Source organism: Vibrio sp. YT-15 (assembly GCF_033337445.1).
Classification (GTDB): domain Bacteria; phylum Pseudomonadota; class Gammaproteobacteria; order Enterobacterales; family Vibrionaceae; genus Vibrio; species Vibrio alginolyticus.
In genome coordinates, this window is the sequence record NZ_JAWOQR010000003.1 from 330370 (window position 1) to 350399 (window position 20030).

General features: G+C 43.7%; 19 protein-coding genes. 11 read left to right on the forward strand and 8 right to left on the reverse strand.

Annotated features, from left to right (window positions below; translation table 11 throughout):
* The first annotated feature begins 43 nt into the window (after window positions 1-43).
* Window positions 44-505 (forward strand): methyltransferase family protein, encoded by a 462-nt coding sequence (locus R7D93_RS08465; RefSeq protein WP_005377951.1) that lies wholly within the window; start codon window positions 44-46, stop codon window positions 503-505.
* A gap of 110 nt (window positions 506-615) precedes the next feature.
* Here R7D93_RS08465 and R7D93_RS08470 read toward each other — a convergent pair whose 3' ends face one another.
* The 6 genes from R7D93_RS08470 to hutC form a co-directional block, all read right to left on the reverse strand.
* On the reverse strand, window positions 616-1341 hold the full coding sequence (locus tag R7D93_RS08470) for a DUF3581 domain-containing protein (RefSeq protein ID WP_017821813.1): 726 nt from the start codon (window positions 1339-1341) through the stop codon (window positions 616-618).
* Window positions 1342-1676: 335 nt separating this feature from the next.
* Window positions 1677-3212: a histidine ammonia-lyase gene (hutH, locus tag R7D93_RS08475; protein WP_017821814.1), complete on the reverse strand. Its 1536-nt coding sequence runs from the start codon at window positions 3210-3212 to the stop codon at window positions 1677-1679.
* A gap of 11 nt (window positions 3213-3223) precedes the next feature.
* Window positions 3224-4921 carry a urocanate hydratase gene (gene hutU, locus R7D93_RS08480; RefSeq protein WP_054578031.1) on the reverse strand — a complete coding sequence of 566 codons (1698 nt, stop codon included), beginning with the start codon at window positions 4919-4921 and terminating at the stop codon, window positions 3224-3226.
* 73 nt (window positions 4922-4994) lie between these two features.
* The gene (gene hutG, locus R7D93_RS08485; RefSeq protein WP_054577916.1) at window positions 4995-6005 is read right to left on the reverse strand and encodes a formimidoylglutamase; all 1011 of its coding nucleotides are present in this window, start codon (window positions 6003-6005) and stop codon (window positions 4995-4997) included.
* Window position 6006: 1 nt separating this feature from the next.
* Window positions 6007-7257 carry an imidazolonepropionase gene (hutI, locus tag R7D93_RS08490; protein ID WP_054576441.1) on the reverse strand — a complete coding sequence of 417 codons (1251 nt, stop codon included), beginning with the start codon at window positions 7255-7257 and terminating at the stop codon, window positions 6007-6009.
* Window positions 7258-7386: 129 nt separating this feature from the next.
* On the reverse strand, window positions 7387-8094 hold the full coding sequence (gene hutC / locus R7D93_RS08495; protein WP_017634851.1) for a histidine utilization repressor: 708 nt from the start codon (window positions 8092-8094) through the stop codon (window positions 7387-7389).
* A 248-nt stretch (window positions 8095-8342) separates the two neighbouring features.
* On the opposite strand from hutC, the gene R7D93_RS08500 reads away from it, so the two are divergent.
* Entirely contained in the window at window positions 8343-9086 is a 744-nt protein-coding gene (locus R7D93_RS08500) for a sporulation protein (RefSeq protein ID WP_017821818.1), read from the forward strand.
* Between the two features lie 6 nt (window positions 9087-9092).
* Here the strand turns inward: R7D93_RS08500 and R7D93_RS08505 are convergent, their stop codons facing one another.
* The gene (locus tag R7D93_RS08505) at window positions 9093-10070 is read right to left on the reverse strand and encodes a DUF3187 family protein (protein WP_085569565.1); all 978 of its coding nucleotides are present in this window, start codon (window positions 10068-10070) and stop codon (window positions 9093-9095) included.
* Window positions 10071-10472: 402 nt separating this feature from the next.
* On the opposite strand from R7D93_RS08505, the gene thrS reads away from it, so the two are divergent.
* The 6 genes from thrS (at window position 10473) to R7D93_RS08535 (ending at window position 15349) form a co-directional block, all read left to right on the forward strand.
* Window positions 10473-12401 (forward strand): threonine--tRNA ligase, encoded by a 1929-nt coding sequence (gene thrS / locus R7D93_RS08510; RefSeq protein WP_005395892.1) that lies wholly within the window; start codon window positions 10473-10475, stop codon window positions 12399-12401.
* Window positions 12402-12404: 3 nt separating this feature from the next.
* The gene (gene infC / locus R7D93_RS08515; RefSeq protein WP_080276913.1) at window positions 12405-12956 is read left to right on the forward strand and encodes a translation initiation factor IF-3; all 552 of its coding nucleotides are present in this window, start codon (window positions 12405-12407) and stop codon (window positions 12954-12956) included.
* Between the two features lie 121 nt (window positions 12957-13077).
* Window positions 13078-13272, forward strand: a complete 195-nt coding sequence (rpmI, locus tag R7D93_RS08520) for a 50S ribosomal protein L35 (RefSeq protein ID WP_005377932.1) — start codon at window positions 13078-13080, stop codon at window positions 13270-13272.
* A 40-nt stretch (window positions 13273-13312) separates the two neighbouring features.
* Complete coding sequence (gene rplT / locus R7D93_RS08525; protein WP_004727974.1) at window positions 13313-13666, forward strand: 50S ribosomal protein L20; 354 nt, start codon at window positions 13313-13315, stop codon at window positions 13664-13666.
* A 189-nt stretch (window positions 13667-13855) separates the two neighbouring features.
* Window positions 13856-14173 (forward strand): heavy metal-binding domain-containing protein, encoded by a 318-nt coding sequence (locus R7D93_RS08530; protein ID WP_130546017.1) that lies wholly within the window; start codon window positions 13856-13858, stop codon window positions 14171-14173.
* Between the two features lie 366 nt (window positions 14174-14539).
* On the forward strand, window positions 14540-15349 hold the full coding sequence (locus tag R7D93_RS08535) for a helix-turn-helix domain-containing protein (RefSeq protein WP_005385480.1): 810 nt from the start codon (window positions 14540-14542) through the stop codon (window positions 15347-15349).
* On the opposite strand, the gene R7D93_RS08540 is transcribed toward R7D93_RS08535, so the two are convergent.
* Window positions 15342-15527 (reverse strand): hypothetical protein, encoded by a 186-nt coding sequence (locus R7D93_RS08540; RefSeq protein WP_005377915.1) that lies wholly within the window; start codon window positions 15525-15527, stop codon window positions 15342-15344. The genes R7D93_RS08535 and R7D93_RS08540 overlap by 8 nt on opposite strands.
* Before the next feature lie 270 nt (window positions 15528-15797).
* On the opposite strand from R7D93_RS08540, the gene R7D93_RS08545 reads away from it, so the two are divergent.
* From R7D93_RS08545 to R7D93_RS08555, 3 genes are all read left to right on the forward strand, one after another.
* The gene (locus R7D93_RS08545; protein ID WP_005377913.1) at window positions 15798-16586 is read left to right on the forward strand and encodes a TetR/AcrR family transcriptional regulator; all 789 of its coding nucleotides are present in this window, start codon (window positions 15798-15800) and stop codon (window positions 16584-16586) included.
* Window positions 16587-16835: 249 nt separating this feature from the next.
* Window positions 16836-19214, forward strand: a complete 2379-nt coding sequence (locus R7D93_RS08550) for an efflux RND transporter permease subunit (protein ID WP_005385477.1) — start codon at window positions 16836-16838, stop codon at window positions 19212-19214.
* A gap of 18 nt (window positions 19215-19232) precedes the next feature.
* Window positions 19233-20024, forward strand: coding sequence for an outer membrane lipoprotein-sorting protein (locus R7D93_RS08555; RefSeq protein ID WP_225495581.1), 792 nt, complete (start codon window positions 19233-19235; stop codon window positions 20022-20024).
* The last annotated feature ends 6 nt before the right edge of the window (window positions 20025-20030 follow it).

Consider the following 20030-nt stretch of genomic DNA (forward strand, 5'->3'; position numbering starts at 1 on the left):
CTTTTTAGAAACCGTATTTAGACCCTTTCAAAGGATATGAATCTTGAGAAAACTTGAACTCAAAGTCCCACCTGTTGTGGTGTTTTTGCTAGTCATACTTTTGATGTACGGACTTAAAGTTTTGACGCCGAGCATGAACATTCGAGTACCCTTTGTTGAATTTGTAGTAGGTGTATTAACTTTGTTGTCTGGCTACATGGGCATTGCTGGCGTGTATGAATTTCGCAAAGTAAAAACCACAGTGAACCCAGTAAAACCTGAAGCGGCATCTTCTGTTGTAAGAACTGGTGTGTTTGCCTTTTCACGCAACCCTATGTACACGGCATTATTGCTTCTAATCATAGCAACTGGTTTGTGGTGGCAGCACTTGAGTGTGGTGCTTTGTGGCGTGATATTTGTCAGTTATATGAATCGGTTTCAAATCAAGCCTGAGGAACGCGTTTTAGAGCGATTGTTTGGTGAAGAGTATGTGGATTATAAAAACCATGTTCGTCGTTGGCTCTAAACATTGCGTTTAGTTTTGTTTGGATGAGACATAAAAAGAAAGCCCAACGGTCGACGTTGGGCTTTCTTTTAGTAAACACGTTTTTTGTGCGCTTCTGATAGGGCAGTCGACTAGGCTGCCTTAACGAACTTTGCTAGGAATGCATCCTTACGTTCATTAAAGCGGCGTACAAGGTCGTCAACCGCTTCTTGGTCATATGGCTTCAAGCCACTTGCAACCATGCGCTTAATACCTTTACCAACGACTTCACCGTCTTCTTTGAACGCAAAGTTTAAGGTGACTACACCTCGTTTTCCTTCTACGTCGAATGTTGCGCCAGTGAAATCCACCTCTGGATGCGTAAGGTCTAAGCGTGAAAATTCGACTTCCATGCTTTCATAAATAACTAATGGACGCTGGCAGTTGATCATCATTTGCTTCTCTTCCATAAGAGGAACCATGATGTGAGGGAAGTTCATACCAGAAAATTGCACGTAATTTGTCACTACATGCTCAATAAATGCCGGATCGTGGTTAGTTTCACCTTCACGGGACATGTGTAAGTATTCTTTACCTGCCTCGTCAACAACAGCGCTTTCTTTGTCACACTTATTTTCAATATGAAGTGCTACACCATCGTTTACCATGCCAGAGAAGTTAAAACGCATCTTTTGGCTAACGCCTTCTTTACTAAGAAGCACAGCGAAAAGTAAATCTCCAGGGACACAAAAGCGTTTGTTGTCTTCATCATGAATTGGGTTGTAGTCACCTGCGACACGTTTTGCAAAGTGGCTTGCTTGTTCGCGAGTGAACTGAAACTGGTGATTAGTGTTTGAAAAATAAGGTGTTAGAAACATAATTTTTACGTAGTAACCAAAACTGTGTGGGATTATATGCGAATATCTGCGTAGCAATGGTCCATCCAGTGAAAACTTCACCGTATCCTAACAATAAGACACTATTTCGGCGGATAAACCGTTAAAAACGCATACTTTAGCAACGCTTTTATTTGTGAAAACAATAAACAACGACCTTTTCGCTCGCCTATCTTTTAAAGTATAGCCATCAAAGTAGACTGGCGTTCATAAATAGTGCCATCAACATGTTTAATCGTATGTAAAACGGCTCCACGCTGAACGTAGAGCCTTCAAGTCATTATCTGTTTATTCGATGAAATGCCAGTTATGCTTGGTTATTGAACACTTGGTAACAAGCTCTCTGGCATGAGCGTGTTGTGGATAGCCAGCTTAAGCAGAGTATTTGCCTGTTCAATGTCTGGAGCAAAGTAGCGATCTTTATCGTAGAACGATACTTTTTCACGCAACATTTGTTTCGCAATCTCAATACGCTCAGAGGACTTGTTTGGTGCTCTAAAGTCTAGGCCTTGTGCTGCTGAGAGGTATTCTACCGCCAGAATACCGCGAGTGTTTTCGCCCATTTCTTTCAATCTGCGAGCCGCGAATGTTGCCATTGACACGTGATCTTCTTGGTTTGCAGATGTTGGCAAGCTGTCTACTGACGCTGGGTGAGCGAGCGTTTTGTTTTCACTTGCTAACGCAGCAGAGGTCACCTGAGCGATCATGAAACCAGAGTTCACACCACCATTGTCGACTAAGAACGGTGGCAGTTTTGATAGCGCGCTATCGATAAGTAATGCCATACGACGTTCAGACAAGCTGCCGATCTCGGCAATCGCAAGTGCTAGGTTGTCGGCTGCCATTGCAACAGGCTCCGCGTGGAAGTTACCGCCAGAGATGATGTCACCATCTTCAGCAAACACCAACGGATTATCTGATACGGAGTTCGCTTCTACTTGTAATACTTCCGCCGCATTGCGGATTTGCTGTAAACACGCACCCATCACTTGAGGCTGACAGCGCAAAGAATACGGGTCTTGTACTTTTTCACAGTTAGTGTGCGAATCACCTATTTCACTCGATGTGTCTAACAAATGACGGTATGCGAGTGCTGCGTCCATTTGGCTGCGATGACCACGTACACGGTGAATGCGCGGATCGAATGGACGTCGGCTGCCGAGAGCGGCTTCAACAGACATTGCACCACAAACGGTTGCTGACGCGAAAAGGTCTTCCGCGATAAACAGGCCTTCCAATGCGAACGCTGTGGATGCCTGAGTCCCATTTAGTAGCGCTAAGCCTTCTTTTGGCGCCAGAGTGATAGGCTCTAGACCTGCGATTTTTAATGCTTCTTGCCCGGAAATGATTTTACCGTTGTGGCGAGCTTGTCCTTCTCCCAGTAATACAGTGCTCATATGGGCTAGAGGAGCTAAGTCACCTGATGCGCCAACAGAGCCCTTTTTAGGTACGCAAGGGTAAACTTGTGCGTTGACTAGGTCGGTCAGCATATTAATGACTTTTAGGCGAATCCCAGAAAAGCCACGAGACAGACTATTGATTTTTAATACCATCATCAGACGAACCGTTTCATCTGACATAAACTCACCGATACCTGCCGCATGAGAAAGAACGATACTGCGTTGCAGTGTTTCTAAATCTTCTGGTGCTATTCGTGTGTTAGCCAATAGCCCAAAACCAGTGTTAATTCCGTAAACCGTTCTATCTTCCGCGATGACTCGGTCTACGACCTGTGTGCTTTCTTCAATGGCCGGAATGGCTTCAGGATCCAAAGTAAGGTTGACTGGTGAACGGCTCACTTGGCGTAGTTCGTTTAAGCTAATATGACCCGGCTTTAGCGTTAAATTTAACATCTCTTTCATCCTTACTTGAGCTTCTTCAGTTCTTCGTTGAGCATTGGCAAATCTAGCCCTTGCTCTGCTGCACATTGTTTAGCGATATCGTATCCCGCATCAGCATGACGCATCACGCCTGTTGCTGGGTCGTTATGCAGCACGCGGGCAATACGTTGTGAGGCATCTTCACTGCCGTCACAGCAGATAACCATACCTGAGTGTTGCGAGAAGCCCATACCTACGCCACCACCGTGGTGCAGTGAAACCCAAGTTGCGCCGCCCGCCGTGTTGAGTAGCGCGTTTAATAATGGCCAGTCTGATACGGCGTCAGAACCGTCCATCATACCTTCGGTTTCACGGTTCGGGCTTGCTACAGAGCCAGAGTCTAAGTGATCTCGACCAATGACAACGGGCGCTTTAAGTTCGCCATTTTTCACCATTTCGTTGAATGCTTGACCAAGACGCTCACGATCTTTAAGACCAACCCAGCAAATACGCGCAGGTAAACCTTGGAACTGGATGCGTTCGCGAGCCATATCTAGCCAGTTATGTAAGTGCGGATTATCTGGAATTAGCTCTTTTACTTTTTGGTCGGTTTTATAAATGTCCTCAGGATCGCCAGAGAGAGCAGCCCAACGGAAAGGACCGATACCTTCACAGAATAGAGGACGAATGTAGGCTGGAACGAAGCCAGGGAAATCAAATGCGTTTTCTACGCCTTCTTCCAAGGCCATCTGGCGGATGTTGTTACCGTAGTCGAGTGTTGCGGCGCCGCGATTTTGCAGCTCTAACATCGCTTGAACTTGCACAGCCATGGATTTTTTCGCTGCTTTTACGACCATTGCTTCATCTTGCAAACGCATTTCTGCTGCGTGAGACATGCTCCAGCCTTGTGGTAAATAGCCATTGAGCGGGTCGTGTGCAGACGTTTGGTCTGTTACTACATCAGGCGTGATATTACGTTCTACCAGCTCAGAGAAAACGTCTGCTGCATTACCTAGTAGACCAACCGATACTGGTGTGTCTGACTCTTTAATGATAGCTAGCGCTTCATCTAAAGAAGTCGCTTTCTTATCGACATAGCCTGTACGTAGGCGGTAATCGATACGTGACTCATCACACTCTACTGCAATCATGGAGAAGCCCGCCATTGTACCAGCGAGAGGTTGAGCACCACCCATGCCACCGAGACCACCTGTTAGAATCCAACGGCCCTTTGCTTCACCGTCAAAGTGTTTTTTTGCAACAGATACGAACGTTTCGTATGTGCCTTGTACGATACCTTGCGAGCCAATGTATATCCAGCTGCCAGCGGTCATTTGGCCGTACATCATCAAGCCTTGTTTATCGAGCTCGTTGAAGTGTTCCCAGTTTGCCCAATGCGGAACAAGGTTTGAGTTTGCGATAAGCACGCGTGGGGCATTTTTATGAGTAGGGAAAACACCAACAGGCTTGCCTGATTGAACTAAAAGCGTTTGGTCATCTTCGAGTCTTTCAAGTACTTCAACAATCTTGTCGTAACATTCCCAGTTTCGCGCTGCTCGGCCAATGCCGCCATATACAACCAGTGAATGTGGATGTTCTGCAACATCAGGATCAAGGTTGTTCATCAGCATACGAAGAGGGGCTTCGGTTAGCCAAGATTTTGCGCGCAGTTTATCTCCGTGAGGTGCACGAATTGTTCTGCTTGTATCAAGTCGTGGATCTTGTCCCTGGCGCTGTGTCATTTCAGACTCCTTTAGTTTCTCGTGATGACCAAGTACTTGCTTGGTCGTAATAATCAGTGGCATCTGGGATGCATTATGGTTTGTGCTGTTTTTCCGCCATTGCGTTGGCGATATCCCAACACAAACGGGCAGCTAATCGTGCTGTTTGACTATCGACGTCATAATTTGGGTTGTATTCGGCGATATCAGCCAGCATTAACTTATTTTTGTAATGAAGAATTCGATCTAAAAAGGGTGCAATAGTGTCGTAACTCACTCCCCGAGCTGCTGGTGCGCTGACTCCAGGTGCGGTTGCGGCAGGAAATACATCCAGATCAATGGTCAAATAGAGGTAGTCACAGTCGTCAATAAAATGCTGAAGCTGAGTTAAGTGATAACTGTGGTTTAAGTAGCAGAGCTGATTGTCCTCTACATACCAAACATTTAACGCATCTGCTTTTTCAAATAGCGCTTTAGTGTTGCTACTGCGGCTTACACCAATACAAGCGTAATGAAAGTCCCAATCGTTACGTTGACAAAAATGGTGAATTTGGTTGAAGGGTGTACCAGAGCTCGGTCTTATGTCGGCGAGGTTGCTCTCAAATGCGCGCAAATCGAAATGAGCATCGAAATTAATAATGCCGATTTTAGGCTTCTTCTCTGGATAGTGCTCTTTAAAATACCCCGCTAAGCCGGAAAAGGAGGCCCACGCAATCTCATGCCCACCACCTAGCACGATGACTGGCGTATGGGGCAGTGCGCTTGAAATAGTTGCTGCACATAGAGTTTGGCTCTCTTCCAGTAAGTCGTCTTCACACACCACAGTACCTAAGTCATATAGCGGGGCGTCTTGGTGCCATGCTAAATTAGCGAGTGCTCGTCGGATTAAGTCTGGCGCTTTTTTCGCGCCAATGCGTCCTTTGTTTCGCGCAACGCCAGCGTCGGTAGCAAAACCGAGTAATGAGACGCCATGCGCAACGGCACTCAACTCATCTGCTTTTTGGCGTTGAACAACGTGATGAATTCGCTGACCAAGCTTGCCGTCCTCGGCATCATGACGGCCTTGCCAATGAAATAGGGGAGAGTGTAGGTCGAATTGAGACATATTATTGGCCTCCGTGTGAAATGTATTCACCATTTACTATACGACCTACCAGACGTTTTGCTCCGACTTGATAGCTTAAATCCGCAGGGCTTTCGATATCCCAGATAGAGAAGTCCGCATCAAACCCTACTTTGATTTCGCCACGTGAGTTTTGATAACCCAGAGCTTTGGCTGCATGTTGCGTTACACCACGCAGTGCTTCTTGCGGTGTAAGGCGAAATAGCGTGCACGCCATATTCAGCATGAGTGTGAGATCAGAAAATGGTGATGTACCTGGGTTGACGTCCGTAGCAATTGCCATTGGCACGTTATGCTCTCTCAATAACTCAATCGGTGGTAACTGAGTCTCTCTTAGAAAATAAAAAGCGCCAGGCAATAGAGTGGCGACGGTGTTTGATCGAGCAAGTGCTTTAACACCTTGCTCATCTAAAAACTCGATGTGATCCGCTGACAGACCGTTGTATTGCGCAGTGAGGGCTGTACCACCGAGATTAGAAAGTTGCTCAGTATGCCCTTTAACCTTTAAGCCGTGGCGTTTTGCAGCTACAAACACTTTTTCTGTTTGTTCAAGATTGAAACCAATCGATTCACAAAAAACATCGACACTCGTAGCTAATTCTTCCTTTGCGACAACAGGGATTATGTCCTGACAAATGTGCTCAATATAATCATCTGCACGACCTTGGAACTCTGGCGGAATGGCGTGAGCGGCGAGAAGTGTAGTGGTGATTTTAACTTTGCGCTCTTGCTCCAGCATTTTGGCGGCACGGAGCATTTTTATTTCATCATTCAGTGTCAATCCATAGCCAGATTTCACCTCGACAGAAGTGACGCCACTCGCGAGTAACCCATCTAAACGTGGTAACGCTAACTCAACTAATTGCGCTTCGGTTGCTGAACGCGTCGCATGCACCGTTGAAAGTATCCCACCGCCTTGTTTGGAAATTTCTTGATATGGCACGCCGTTTAAGCGCATTTCAAATTCGTTGGCACGATTGCCCGCGTAAATAAGATGAGTGTGGCAGTCGATCAAACCTGGCAGAACTAACTTGCCTTGAAGGTCGATACTCTGAGCGTAATGTTGGGCAGACAGCAGAGACTCGGTTTGCGGTGCGTCTTCACCAATGGCACAAGTACTGATCGCAACGATTTTTCCAGATTTAATACCAATGCGCGCTGGAGGCGTTGGAAGGTATCCGCATTCTCCCGATTGCATGGTAACTAGACGTGCGTTTTCAATCAGCAAATCCATGTTTGTGTCCCTGTGTTTATTTGTATCATTAAATGTATATACAAATAAATAGAGCAAAATAAGAACACTGACAAGATTGATGTTGCTAAAATGTGATCAAAACGTAGATCTAGAGGACAAATCTTGTCCTTAAATGAGCACTTTTGAGCTCAGCTTATACTTGTTACCAGGGTGATAAAGTAGGGCGGTACTGACTAACTTATCTTGGCTCCACGTTCTGCGATTCAAGAGAAGGCAAGGTTCATTGGCTTGCATTTTTAAGTCTTGCTTAATACGGCTTTCAGGCACAATTGCCTCTACAGTATGTTCTATCGCGCTGAGTGGGCAATTATCTGACAGGTATTGATTTGGAGTGATTTGTGTGAAGTCTTGATTTAAATAACTCGGGGCATATTGGCTATTCACCCAGCGGAGCTCCAATTGAATCGGCGTTTGGTCTTCATAGTGAATAATTTCACTGTAAAACACTGTCGTGCCTAACATAACGCCGAGTTTTGTCGCAATGTTGTCATCTGCTTTTATAGCAATCTGTTTGAGCACTTTACTGCCATACTTTCGCCCTCTATCGCTGACTTCTTCGGCAATGTTTCGAATGTCTAGCAGGGGAGATTCTGACTTTTCACCAGGATCACACACGAACGTGCCTAAGCGTGGGCGACGTTGTAATCGGCCCTCATTAACTAAATCCCGAATTGCTTTGTTCACTGTCATTCTACTGACACCAAATTGCTCGGTAAGCTCAATCTCGGTGGCGATGCGATGACCAACTACCCACTCTCCAGCCTCAATTTTATCCAGGATAAATTGTTTAATTTGAATGTAGAGTGGTGCAGACATAATCATTTTCCTTTATTTGACTATACAAATACTGCTTAATTTAGGTACAAATTGCAAACATTTCTCGACGAATGTACCGCTTAGTGACCGAACAATCCTATTGCAGGGCTGAATGACTCTTGCTGTTGAGCATTATTTGGCTTGATGATTGAATTCAAACATTTTCTTGTGGTCTATTGCTTGCACAGCAGAAAACAATTGTGTAAACAAACGATTATTAGAAGAAAAGTCGCTAAAAAAGGAAAAATATGTTTAAAAAATTGAAAGCATCACTGGGGATCGGCTCTGCAAAAGTAGATACCATTTTGGACGAAATGAGCGTGTTTCAAGGAGCGACGCTGAAAGGGCATGTTCATATCAAAGGCGGAGATGTCGAACAACAAATTGATGCTATTACGATTAAATTGAACACGGAAATGAAAGTCGAAGTGGATGATAGCGTAAGTTACCAAACCTTCACTATTGATCAATTGAAAGCAGTTGACCCTTTTGTGATTCAACCTAATGAAGAAAAGCAGGTTCCGTTTGAGCTAAAACTGCATGATGAAACGCCAATTACTGCGGTTAGCGCACTTAAGAATCAATGTCATGTTTGGGTCGAGACGACGTTAGATATTGATTTTGCGATTGACCCGCGTGACCGTGACTATATTGAAGTGAAACCACTACCAGTAGCATCTCGGGTTATTCAAGCGATCGAGCAAGCTGGCTTCACTATGGTTAAAGCCGATGTTGAAAAAGGCTTTTTGCGCGGTGGCTCGTTTGCCTCTCGCTCTGGTATTTATCAAGAGCTAGAGTTCCGTAACAGCGGCTTTATCTCATCAAAAGAAATTGAGCTCTCTTTTATTCTGGAAGGGCAGGTCATGCATTGTTTGGCAGAGATTGACCGTTCGCTCAGCTTGGCTGGTGACCAATATCGCTCGTTTACGTTGCCGATCAATGCAACCGATGCTCAAGTCGCTGCCGCAGTTGCACCAACGCTAAATCTATAGCTCTCATCAACTTGATGAAAATATGTACCGATATCCTATTGTGAAAGCGATATCGGTACTGTTATCCATGTTTCTTGCGTTCTCTACGGCTAAAAACTCAAGCGCTGAATTTTCCATTAGATATCGATAGCCCAATACCAGTTCATTAGAGGCATCAGCAAACTCTGTGGGCCCTTCTGTTGAGCCTTGATACCAATGATATTCCAACATCAGGTGATGGTTATCTTCTAAGGCATAACGGTACCCACCCGCAATGGCAATCGTATTATGTCGATAGGGCAGATCGAGCAAGGCACGGTCATCCGAGCGAAAAGTCATGCCAATCATCGAATAAAATGCATGAGCATCACTTAAGTAGCTGTAGTTTAATTGGAAGCCTTGCTCGAAACTGCTACCTTGAAAAGTACCGTGAGCCACATCGTTAAAATACAAACTGCCGCCAATCGATAGGCCGTGATGTTCATTTTGGAACACTTGATACTGTAAGTAAGTAGATAGGTTATTGGCTAGTGTTTGTCCTTCGAAATCATCTTCAAGCACATTATATTGCGGCATTGAAATGTAAAAACGATCTCTGTCTACTTTATCCCGCCCATTTTGTCCGATACCGAAAAGTTTATGGAAGCTTTTCGTCAGTCCATCTAAATGGTTGTCAGCGGCAAAGACCCATCGATAGTTGAGCTCCCACTGCCAACGGTTGCTGACTTGCCATTTGCTGCCTAATTCGATTTGATTGTGGTAATAATCCAGTGCGTATTCATCAGTATGAGCCCAAACACTTGCCACGGTTCCCGAACCATAGGCTTCGACAAAACCAGAGGGCAGACTATGTCCTGAACGCAGTATGTTGGTGTGACTAACCACTTGCATTGGGGATTGTGCGTAAGAACGCAGCGGGCCATATAAGTCATTTGATGCGAAGGCTTGCAAAGAACATATCGAGGTGCTTAGAAGTACCATGAAGCGCGATTTGAAATAGACCATGATGAATACCTACATAAAAACTACTCTATAAAACAAATATATACCTAAATCGCACGTTGAGCTCTCGCCAAGCGTGTTAAGCTTTGTATCGGTTCAAACGTAATAGGCGATATTGTAATTTGTTGTGTAAGTTCATTGGGGGGCAATTCCGTTTACAAGTTATGCGGTCTCTTAAAAAGCATGATCAGATTGTCGTGACGGGTCTGCGGTTAAGTTCTTATGACAAAACAAAATCGCGCTTTGCATTCTAAATGTGAGCTAGGTACAATCCCATTTTCGATAACGGTCCGGTATTCGTGTTACCGAGAGGCCTTTATTGACTCTCAACTATTTTCAACAAATAGCTTCTAATTTGAATAACATGTGTTGCTTGGTGTGCAACACCACTGTAAAGGACATAGCATGCCTATTATTACTCTTCCTGACGGCAGTCAGCGTCAATTTGACAACCCAGTTTCTACTATGGAAGTTGCGCAATCGATCGGTCCTGGTCTTGCAAAAGCAACTATCGCTGGTCGTGTAAACGGTAACCGCGTTGATGCGTGTGATCTAATTGAAGAAGACGCAAGCCTTGAAATCATCACAGTTAAAGATGAAGTAGACGGTCTAGAAATCGTTCGTCACTCTTGTGCTCACCTTCTTGGTCACGCTCTTAAGCAGCTTTACCCTCAAGCTAAAATGGCGATCGGTCCAACCATCGACAATGGCTTCTACTACGATATCGACTTAGACGAATCTCTAACGCAAGAAGATCTTGAAAAGATTGAAAAGCGTATGAAAGAGCTAGCGAAAACCAAGTACGAAGTGGTTAAGAAAAAAGTAAGCTGGCAGGAAGCGCGTGATACGTTTGAATCACGTGGCGAACCATACAAAGTGGAAATCCTAGACGAAAACGTATCTCGTGATGATCGTCCAGGCCTTTACCACCATGAAGAATACATCGACATGTGTCGTGGTCCTCACGTTCCTAACATGAGCTTCTGTCAACACTTCACTTTGCTGAATGTTGCAGGTGCTTACTGGCGTGGTAACAGCGACAACAAAATGCTTCAACGTATCTACGGTACGGCTTTCCACGACAAGAAAGCACTGAAAGCGCACCTAACTCGCCTAGAAGAAGCGGCGAAGCGTGATCACCGTAAGATTGGTAAGCAACTAGACCTATTCCACATGCAGCAAGAAGCACCGGGTATGGTGTTCTGGCATCACAATGGTTGGTCTATCTTCCGAGATCTAGAAGTATTCATCCGCGCTAAGCTAGATGAGTACGGTTACCAAGAAGTGAAAGGTCCACTTATGATGGACCGTGTTCTTTGGGAACGCTCTGGGCACTGGGACAAATACGCTGATGCAATGTTCACAACTTCTTCTGAGAACCGTGAATACGCGATTAAGCCAATGAACTGTCCAGGTCACGTACAGATCTTCAACCAAGGTCTAAAATCGTACCGCGACCTACCGCTACGTATGGCTGAGTTTGGCTCATGTCACCGTAACGAACCATCTGGTGCACTACACGGTATTATGCGTGTACGTGGCTTTACTCAGGATGACGCTCACATTTTCTGTACTGAGAGCCAAATTCAAGAAGAAGTAACAAACTGTATCAAGATGGTGTACGATACGTACCAAACATTTGGTTTCGACAACATCGTAGTGAAACTGTCTACTCGTCCAGAGAAACGTGTAGGTTCAGATGAAATCTGGGATCAATCTGAAGAAGCATTGAAGCAGTCTCTTGAATCGATGGACATTCCATACGAAATTCAAGAAGGCGAGGGTGCGTTCTACGGACCTAAGATTGAATTCACACTATACGATTGTTTAGACCGTGCGTGGCAGTGTGGTACTGTCCAGCTAGACTTCAACCTACCAGGTCGCCTAGGCGCTACTTATGTAGGTGAAAACAATGAACGTCTTGTACCGGTAATGATTCACCGTGCGATTCTAGGTTCACTAGAGCGCTTCATCGGTATCCTTATCGAAGAATATGCTGGTTTCTTCCCAACTTGGTTGGCGCCAGAACAAGCAGTTCTTATGAACATTACTGATAAACAGTCAGGTTATGTTCAAGAAATAGTACAAAAACTACAAAAAAGTGGAATTAGAGCTAAAGCGGACTTGAGAAATGAGAAGATTGGCTTTAAAATCCGCGAACATACTTTGAAGCGTGTACCGTATATGCTTGTTGTTGGTGACCAAGAAATGGAAGCTGGCGAAATTGCAGTGCGTACTCGTAAAGGTAAAGATCTTGGTAAATTTAAAGTGGATGATTTTATTGCATACATCCAAGACGAGATCTCTAGCCGTAAGCTCAATCTGGAGGAATAAGCTATTAAAGGCGGAAGACGTGGCCAACAGCCGGTAAAACAAAACCCGCACCGTATCAACGGTGAAATTCGTGGTATTCGTGAAGTTCGACTAACAGGCGCTGACGGTGAATCAGTTGGTGTTGTATCGATTCAAGAAGCCATTGCAGCTGCTGAAGAAGCTGGTATGGATCTCGTTGAGATCAGTCCTAACGCCGAGCCACCTGTTTGTCGTGTGATGGACTATGGTAAGTTCCTCTTCGAGAAGAGCAAAACTGCTAAAGAGCAGAAGAAGAAGCAAAAGCAGGTCCAGATCAAGGAAGTAAAATTCCGTCCTGGAACTGATATTGGAGACTATCAGGTAAAACTACGCAACCTGACGCGTTTCCTTGAAGAAGGCAACAAAGTGAAAGTAACAATTCGCTTCCGTGGCCGAGAGATGGCACACCAAGACATCGGTGTTGACGTTCTAAATCGTCTTAAGGAAGATACTGCAGAAATTGCTGTAGTTGAATCTTTCCCTAAGAAGATTGAAGGTCGCCAGATGATCATGGTGCTAGCCCCTAAAAAGAAGTAATTAACGGCTCATCAAGTAATTAAAACCTAGCCGCTTTCCTTTCGATAAAGGCATAACGGCTGGGTTTTGTTCGCCCTAATTACGTTGTTTATTAAACCTACTCAATGCGGAGTTATTCATCATGCCTAAGATGAAAACCAACAAAGGTGCTGCTAAGCGTTTTAAGAAAACTGCTGGTGGTATTAAGTACAAGCACGCTACAAAACGTCACATCCTGACTAAGCGTACTACTAAGAACAAGCGTCAACTACGTCCGAATGCAATCCTTCCAAAATGTGAAGTGGCTGCAGTAATCCGTATGTTGCCATACGCTTAATTCTTTTTAGTTATCAATCGTTTAGTTTAGGAGAAGCATAATGCCTCGCGTAAAACGTGGTGTACAAGCTCGTGCACGTCATAAGAAAGTTCTAAAACAAGCTAAAGGTTACTACGGTGCGCGTTCACGCGTTTACCGCGTAGCTTTCCAAGCAGTTACTAAAGCTGGTCAATACGCTTACCGTGACCGTCGCGCTAAGAAACGTCAATTCCGTCAACTATGGATTGCACGTATCAATGCGGCATCTCGTCAAAATGGTCTATCTTACAGCCGTTTCATCAACGGTCTTAAGAAAGCATCTATCGAGATCGACCGTAAGATCCTTGCGGACATCGCAGTATTCGACAAAGCTGCATTTGCAGTTCTAGTTGAAAAAGCGAAAGCTGCTCTTTAATTAGCAGTTTAGGATTAAGAGAAGGAGAGCATTAGCTCTCCTTTTTTATTGCTAAAATTTATACCCAAATGACTTTTAGCTTGGCTATTTAGAGTATTGTTTATCAGTCTTCTCAATTTATTGGTTAGCATCTTATGTTAGTTATAAGGTAGCTTGGGTATAAATTTTTACGTTTATAAGGGATTAAAAATGATCTACACAACGACCGAAAGCATTCCTGGCAAGCAGATCTCTGAAATCAGAGGGGTTGTAACTGGTAATGTTGTTCAATCAAAGCATATTGGCCGTGACCTCATGGCGGGTATCAAGAGCATTGTTGGCGGCGAAATTCGTGGTTACACGGAAATGATGACCGACGCGCGTGATATTGCTATACAGCGCATGGTGGCGGACGCTGAATCTAAAGGTGCCGATGCAATTGTAGGGATTCGATTTACCACAAGCTCAATCGTAGATGGTTCTTCGGAAATTTTGGCATTTGGTACTGCGGTGAAACTGGCGAACTAGTCTACTTGAATAGCATTGCAAAAATGCTAATAGAGAGCGATGAATTATTATGCATTTACCGTTCTGTTCCTTTTAGGTTAATTATTCTAGATTTTTGCAGAGCGAATAGGTTTATATTCTCAACTTTACGTTACTATTAAAATTAATCACGAGAATTTAGAGTAATTGCTTCACTTTTATTTTGCATATTATTTTACATCTATAATGAAATTGAATTCATATTGAATTTTTCATTTTTTGTGTGAATTATTCTTTTAGTATATTAATTCATGTTTTTCTTATAAAAATATGAACTTATACCTTGCCAAGCGGTTCTAAATTGTTACAAATACTATACAGCTGTAACATTGCCAAAAGGAATTGTAGATGAGAGATCTGACTCCCGAATACTTGCTAGCCGCATTACGCCAAGCGATTAAAACAAAAGGGCTAACATATCGAGAGCTATCTGAGAAAATGGGTATGCCACTATCTACCTTTAAGAGACATCTTACAAGCACGAATCTCGCTTTAGATAAGTTGCTGGAATATTGTAGAGCGGTTGATTGCACGTTAGATGAACTACAAAAGCTCGCAAATCAATTGCAAGGTGAAGACGAGGATTACTTTAGTCGTACGCAGGATGAGGTATTCTTTCAATTCCCTCACCTTTACGACTTTTATCGTGAATTGAGAATGCTACGAGGTAAAGATGGTTATTCTATTTTAAAGAAAAAGTATGACTTGTCTGAGCAGAGTATGTCTGATTACTTAAAAGCATTAGAGTTGTTGGATCTCGTTTACGTTGATGAAGATAAAAATATAACGCTGCACGGGCCTTTATATTATAGCTATGCAGAAAACTCCAAGCTCAACGACAAATATACCGAAATCATAAAAGAGCAGACGACTACCCACGATAAGTGTGTTCGCGTTGCTTTGGCGCGTATGAAAATTACCGAAGAACAGCTTTTGTTACTGGAAGATCAAGTCGCAAAGACCGTCATCGATTTTCATTCCAAAAATGTTGTAGCAGAGAACTTTAATGTCTCTGATTTTACTAATATTGTTCTACTTGCTGGGCCACATCAGCCAGTCACATTCTCTGACGGCATTATTGAGACAGAGGGGCGATTTATTGATGATATTCGTTATGCCATCGCAGCTGCAGGTGATAAGCCAAGCCTATCTATATAGATTTTGAGCCTTTTTTGAAGAGAGTTTCTGAAAGGGCGTTGCAAAAGAAAAAGCCTAAGACAGCAAATACTTTGTAAGTAGGGCATTCAGCGGTGTTTGCTCTTAATTCAGACTTAAAGTGTTTTGGGCTTATTTCGAATAATACCTGTTCAGCATCTACTTTCGTTATTTTTAACATGCTGATTTCCTTCGTAGTTCCTCCCAAAGCCTCTCTCGCTTCCTCTACAAAGAAACCATTCTCGTTGAACCAAGCATCCTGTAGCTACTTGGGTATGCATAATTGGTAGCTATTTATCTTCTAATTATAAATTCATACTTGAAATGTTTGTTTTTTGATCTATTATGACGAAGTGTCATTTGTGACGGTTCGTCAACTTTAGTTGCGTTCCTGTATTAAAGAATCGTGTTACAATTATTGGGAGTGTGTTGGTATACGGATCAAAGGATTATGTTTAACTTTCGCTGTAAAAAATATAGCAAGCAAGACGGATGTCGTGTGTCTTCAGGGCTAACAAAAAAGCAACAGGCGATTGCTGATCGTGAGATAGAGCTTATTCAATTGGCTAAGTCTTTAGTTCAAGAGCAAGGCTTTGCCAACTTAACGATGGACAAGCTTACAGCGTCAAGCCCTTATTCTAAAGGGACGATCTACAATCATTTTTGCAGCAAAGAAGATGTGATTCTTGCGCTTTGTATTCATTCGCTGAAAAGCGAAGCAATATTTTTCGAACGTACCGCCAAATTTAATGGCAATACCAGAGAAAAAATCATTGCTATGCATGTAGGTTATCGTATTTACGCTCGTATGGAGCCAGTACTATCAACTTGTGCGATTGTTGCAAAGACGCCTTGGGTTCTAGAGAAGGCTTCGCCTAAACGTGTGAATGAACTGAATAACTTGGAAGAACAAGTAATAGATGGTGCTGATGCGCTGGTGAACAATGCGGTAGAATGTGGTGATCTTAAGTTTTCTCCCGCAATTGGTTCTGATGCTATTGTATTCGCCAACTGGTCTATTGCATTCGGTTCAAACGCTTTGGCGCAAAATGCATCGAACAGTCGATGTATTCAGCGAATTCAAGACCCATTCTCAGTACTGCACAACGCGAATATGTTACTTGATGGTTTAGGTTGGTCGCCTTTATCTACAGAATGGGACTACCGTAAAACCTGGCGTCGAGTGGAGCAGGAGTTATTTAGTGAAGAGCTTGCTTATTTAGAGTCAGTGAATCGCTAATAAACTGGAAAGGCCAATCTGACGTTATGGTTGGCTTTTTTATCGCACTATTGTGACGAATCGTCATTAAATCTCGAGGGTTGGCGTTCAGCCAATGATCACGAGAAGCATAGGAAGTTACTAAAAACTGACTTATGTAGCCAAATTCATTCGATCTAAAGTTTGCATGTCGAGTTTGTCTGGTTATTTACAGCATTTGCTGTTTTTTTAGTTTTTAAATTTGACGAAACGTCACAAAAGGAGAGTGTGATGCCACATCACAACGTTCAACAATACGCCCGTTCAGGGTGGGGTAAGCTACCAACGAATTACAGTGTATTGGTGATGCTTGCTACCGTTTTATTGATTGTCATAGCAACTATTGGAGGAAAAAATCTTTACTTTAGAGGAGATTACGACATCTTCTTTGATGGAACAAATGAGCAGTTACTTGCGTTTGATGAAATTCAAACCACCTTTGCAAAATCTGACAGTCTTGCTTTGGTTATAGCGCCAAAGAGCGGCACTGTTTTTACTCCTAGCACATTATCTCTTATTCAGCAGATCACTGACGAGGCGTGGCAAGTTCCATACTCCACCCGCGTTGATTCCCTCGCCAACTACCAGCATACCGAAGCGTTTGAAGATGATCTTCTTGTCGAAGACTTACTGTATAGCGAATATGAATTGACACCTCAACGAATAGAGAAAGTCAAAAGTATTGCGTTGAGTGAGCCGGTTTTGAAAAGTTCACTGATTTCTGAAAAAGGAGATGTCACGGTCGTAAACATTACGGTGCAACTCCCTGAAATAGATAAAACTGCTGAAGTACAAGAGGTGGTTGCTTACATAAACGGAATGATTGAACGTTATCAGCAAGTGTACCCAGACACGGAATTCCACAAGGCTGGTATTATTGCAATGAACTACGCGTTTATGACCGCAGCCCAAGATGATAGCGCAACATTAGTGCCTACTATGTTACTAGTGATATTGGTGTTTCTGACCATCATGTTGCGCTCATTGCTTAGCGTCATCGCGACGCTCATCGTTATTATCGGCTCGGTTATGGTTACAATGGGCTTGTCAGGATGGGCTGGTATGTTCTTAAGCACGGCGACCGTTAATGTGCCTACCTTGGTGATGACGCTTGCCGTCGCAGACTGTGTACACATCATCGCGACAATGCGTCAGTCTATGCAAAACGGCTTTAGTAAAGCCCACTCTATTGAGCGAAGTATTGCGCTCAATTTCATGCCTATCTTGATTACCTCCATTACCACCGCGATCGGCTTTTTAATGATGAATATGTCGGATTCTCCAATCCTGAGAGATTTCGGCAACCTATCAGCCCTTGGCGTCATGGTTGCTTGTTTCCTTTCCATCACGTTACTTCCCGCCTTGCTTAATATCCTTCCGGTTACGGTGAAGTCGGATACTTCTGATGAAAGAAAGCACTTTATGGATCATTTAGGAGATTTCGTGGTGTCAAAGCGACATGCGTTATTGCCGTTGTCGGTGCTTGTTATTGTCGCGAGTGCGAGCTTGATTCCGCTGAACAAAGTCAATGATGAATCCGTCGAGTACTTTGGCCATAGCAATGAATTTCGCCGAGCGGCTGATTTTATGGAAGAGCGAATCAGTGGCATGGCGAACATCAGTATCGCGATAAAAACTAACGAATCGCAGGGCATTGCCGATCCTAATTTTCTCAATTCCGTGGGTAAATTTACTGACTGGCTAAGGTTGCAGCCAGAAACGGACCATGTTGCGACCTTGAGCGATGTTTATAAGCGCCTAAACAAGAACATGCATGGAGATGATCAGGCTTATTACTCGCTCCCTCAAGACAGAGAATTAGCGGCTCAATATCTGCTGCTTTATGAAATGTCACTACCGTATGGTTTAGATTTGAACAACCAAATCAATGTAGATAAGTCGTCGATCAAGATGGTTCTCACCGTGGAGAACTTGGGCAGCGTCGAGCTTGTTGATTTGGAAAATCGCATTTACCAATGGTTTAACGAAAACGCGCCTCAATATGATGTTGTTGCGTCTAGTCCTTCATTGATGTTTGCGCATATTGGTGAAACGAATATGGCCAGCATGCTGTCAACCTTGCCCATTACTCTTGTCTTAATCTCTGCATTACTGATCTTTGCCTTGCGTTCGTTCAAGCTTGGCTTAATTAGTCTTGTCCCGAATATTGCTCCTGCGCTTATTGGTTTTGGTATTTGGGCGCTGGTTTCTGGCGAGATTAACTTGGGATTGTCTGTCGTTGTGACATTAACGCTTGGTGTTGTTGTCGATGACGCCGTTCACTTTCTTTCTAAATATCAACACGCTCGTAAAGATGGCCACAGTGCGGAGCAAGCGGTTCGCTACGCCTTTCGTACCGTGGGGCGCGCTCTCTGGATTACGACGGTCGTGCTTGTTGCTGGTTTCTCTGTTCTGGCGATGTCGAGCTTCCGTTTAAATGCCGATATGGGACAGTTGAGTGCCATTGTCATCTTTATTGCCCTTGTTGTGGATTTCATCTTTCTACCGACTCTACTGATGTTGTTTGACAAAGGCGTCTACGACGAGGTGGACCGCCGAAACAAGCTTAAATCAACTGACTCTCAAACCACGGCTGTTACTCAGTCATAACGAATCAAAGGATTGAACATGAATTTACTAAAAAATGCCTTAAAAGTATCTGCACTTTCTGTCTCGCTTTTTATGAGTCATGCGGTGTTAGCGGATGAAGCGAAAGGATTAGAGATTGCTCAAGAGCGCAAAGCCCGTGATAAAGGGTGGGGGGATTCTGTTGCTACGATGCAAATGATTCTGCGAAACGCGCAAGGAGAAAGCAGCACACGTTTAATGCGCTTACAATCACTCGAAGTTGATGGTGATGGTGACAAAGGGCTCACGATATTTGATGAACCGAGAGATGTAAAAGGCACGGCGTTTCTTAACCATTCTCATACGGTGGGTGCCGATGACCAATGGCTTTACCTTCCTGCACTGAAACGTGTGAAACGTATTTCCTCGCGTAACAAATCAGGTCCTTTTATGGGCAGTGAATTCGCGTATGAGGATCTCAGTTCCTTTGAGATTGAAAAATACCGTTTCAACTACCTAAAAGATGACAGCATAAACGGGCAAGATGTTTTCGTCGTAGAGCAAATTCCGACCGATAAGAACTCAGGTTATACCAAGCAAACGGTATGGTTAGATAAAGCGCATTATCGTCCACTTAAAGTTGAGTTTTACGACCGCAAAGGCTCTTTGTTAAAAACGCTTTCTTTTTCCGATTACAAGCAATATCTCAACCAATATTGGCGAGCGCACACTATGGCGATGACAAACCATCAAACAGGAAAAAGTACTGAGCTAACGACTAGCGAAATGCGTTTTAACACTGGATTACAAGACAATGACTTTCATAAGAATGTGTTGAAGCGAGTGAGGTAGTGGAGG

Bases quoted from the DNA above. Each gene is read 5' to 3' on its own strand.
- R7D93_RS08470 (WP_017821813.1), bottom strand. From the start codon at position 1,341: ATGTTTCTAACACCTTATTTTTCAAACACTAATCACCAGTTTCAGTTC.
- hutH (WP_017821814.1), bottom strand. From the start codon at position 3,212: ATGTTAAATTTAACGCTAAAGCCGGGTCATATTAGCTTAAACGAACTA.
- hutU (WP_054578031.1), bottom strand. From the start codon at position 4,921: ATGACACAGCGCCAGGGACAAGATCCACGACTTGATACAAGCAGAACA.
- hutG (WP_054577916.1), bottom strand. From the start codon at position 6,005: ATGTCTCAATTCGACCTACACTCTCCCCTATTTCATTGGCAAGGCCGT.
- hutI (WP_054576441.1), bottom strand. From the start codon at position 7,257: ATGGATTTGCTGATTGAAAACGCACGTCTAGTTACCATGCAATCGGGA.
- hutC (WP_017634851.1), bottom strand. From the start codon at position 8,094: ATGTCTGCACCACTCTACATTCAAATTAAACAATTTATCCTGGATAAA.
- R7D93_RS08500 (WP_017821818.1), top strand. From the start codon at position 8,343: ATGTTTAAAAAATTGAAAGCATCACTGGGGATCGGCTCTGCAAAAGTA.
- R7D93_RS08505 (WP_085569565.1), bottom strand. From the start codon at position 10,070: ATGGTCTATTTCAAATCGCGCTTCATGGTACTTCTAAGCACCTCGATA.
- thrS (WP_005395892.1), top strand. From the start codon at position 10,473: ATGCCTATTATTACTCTTCCTGACGGCAGTCAGCGTCAATTTGACAAC.
- rpmI (WP_005377932.1), top strand. From the start codon at position 13,078: ATGCCTAAGATGAAAACCAACAAAGGTGCTGCTAAGCGTTTTAAGAAA.
- rplT (WP_004727974.1), top strand. From the start codon at position 13,313: ATGCCTCGCGTAAAACGTGGTGTACAAGCTCGTGCACGTCATAAGAAA.
- R7D93_RS08530 (WP_130546017.1), top strand. From the start codon at position 13,856: ATGATCTACACAACGACCGAAAGCATTCCTGGCAAGCAGATCTCTGAA.
- R7D93_RS08535 (WP_005385480.1), top strand. From the start codon at position 14,540: ATGAGAGATCTGACTCCCGAATACTTGCTAGCCGCATTACGCCAAGCG.
- R7D93_RS08540 (WP_005377915.1), bottom strand. From the start codon at position 15,527: ATGTTAAAAATAACGAAAGTAGATGCTGAACAGGTATTATTCGAAATA.
- R7D93_RS08545 (WP_005377913.1), top strand. From the start codon at position 15,798: ATGTTTAACTTTCGCTGTAAAAAATATAGCAAGCAAGACGGATGTCGT.
- R7D93_RS08550 (WP_005385477.1), top strand. From the start codon at position 16,836: ATGCCACATCACAACGTTCAACAATACGCCCGTTCAGGGTGGGGTAAG.
- R7D93_RS08555 (WP_225495581.1), top strand. From the start codon at position 19,233: ATGAATTTACTAAAAAATGCCTTAAAAGTATCTGCACTTTCTGTCTCG.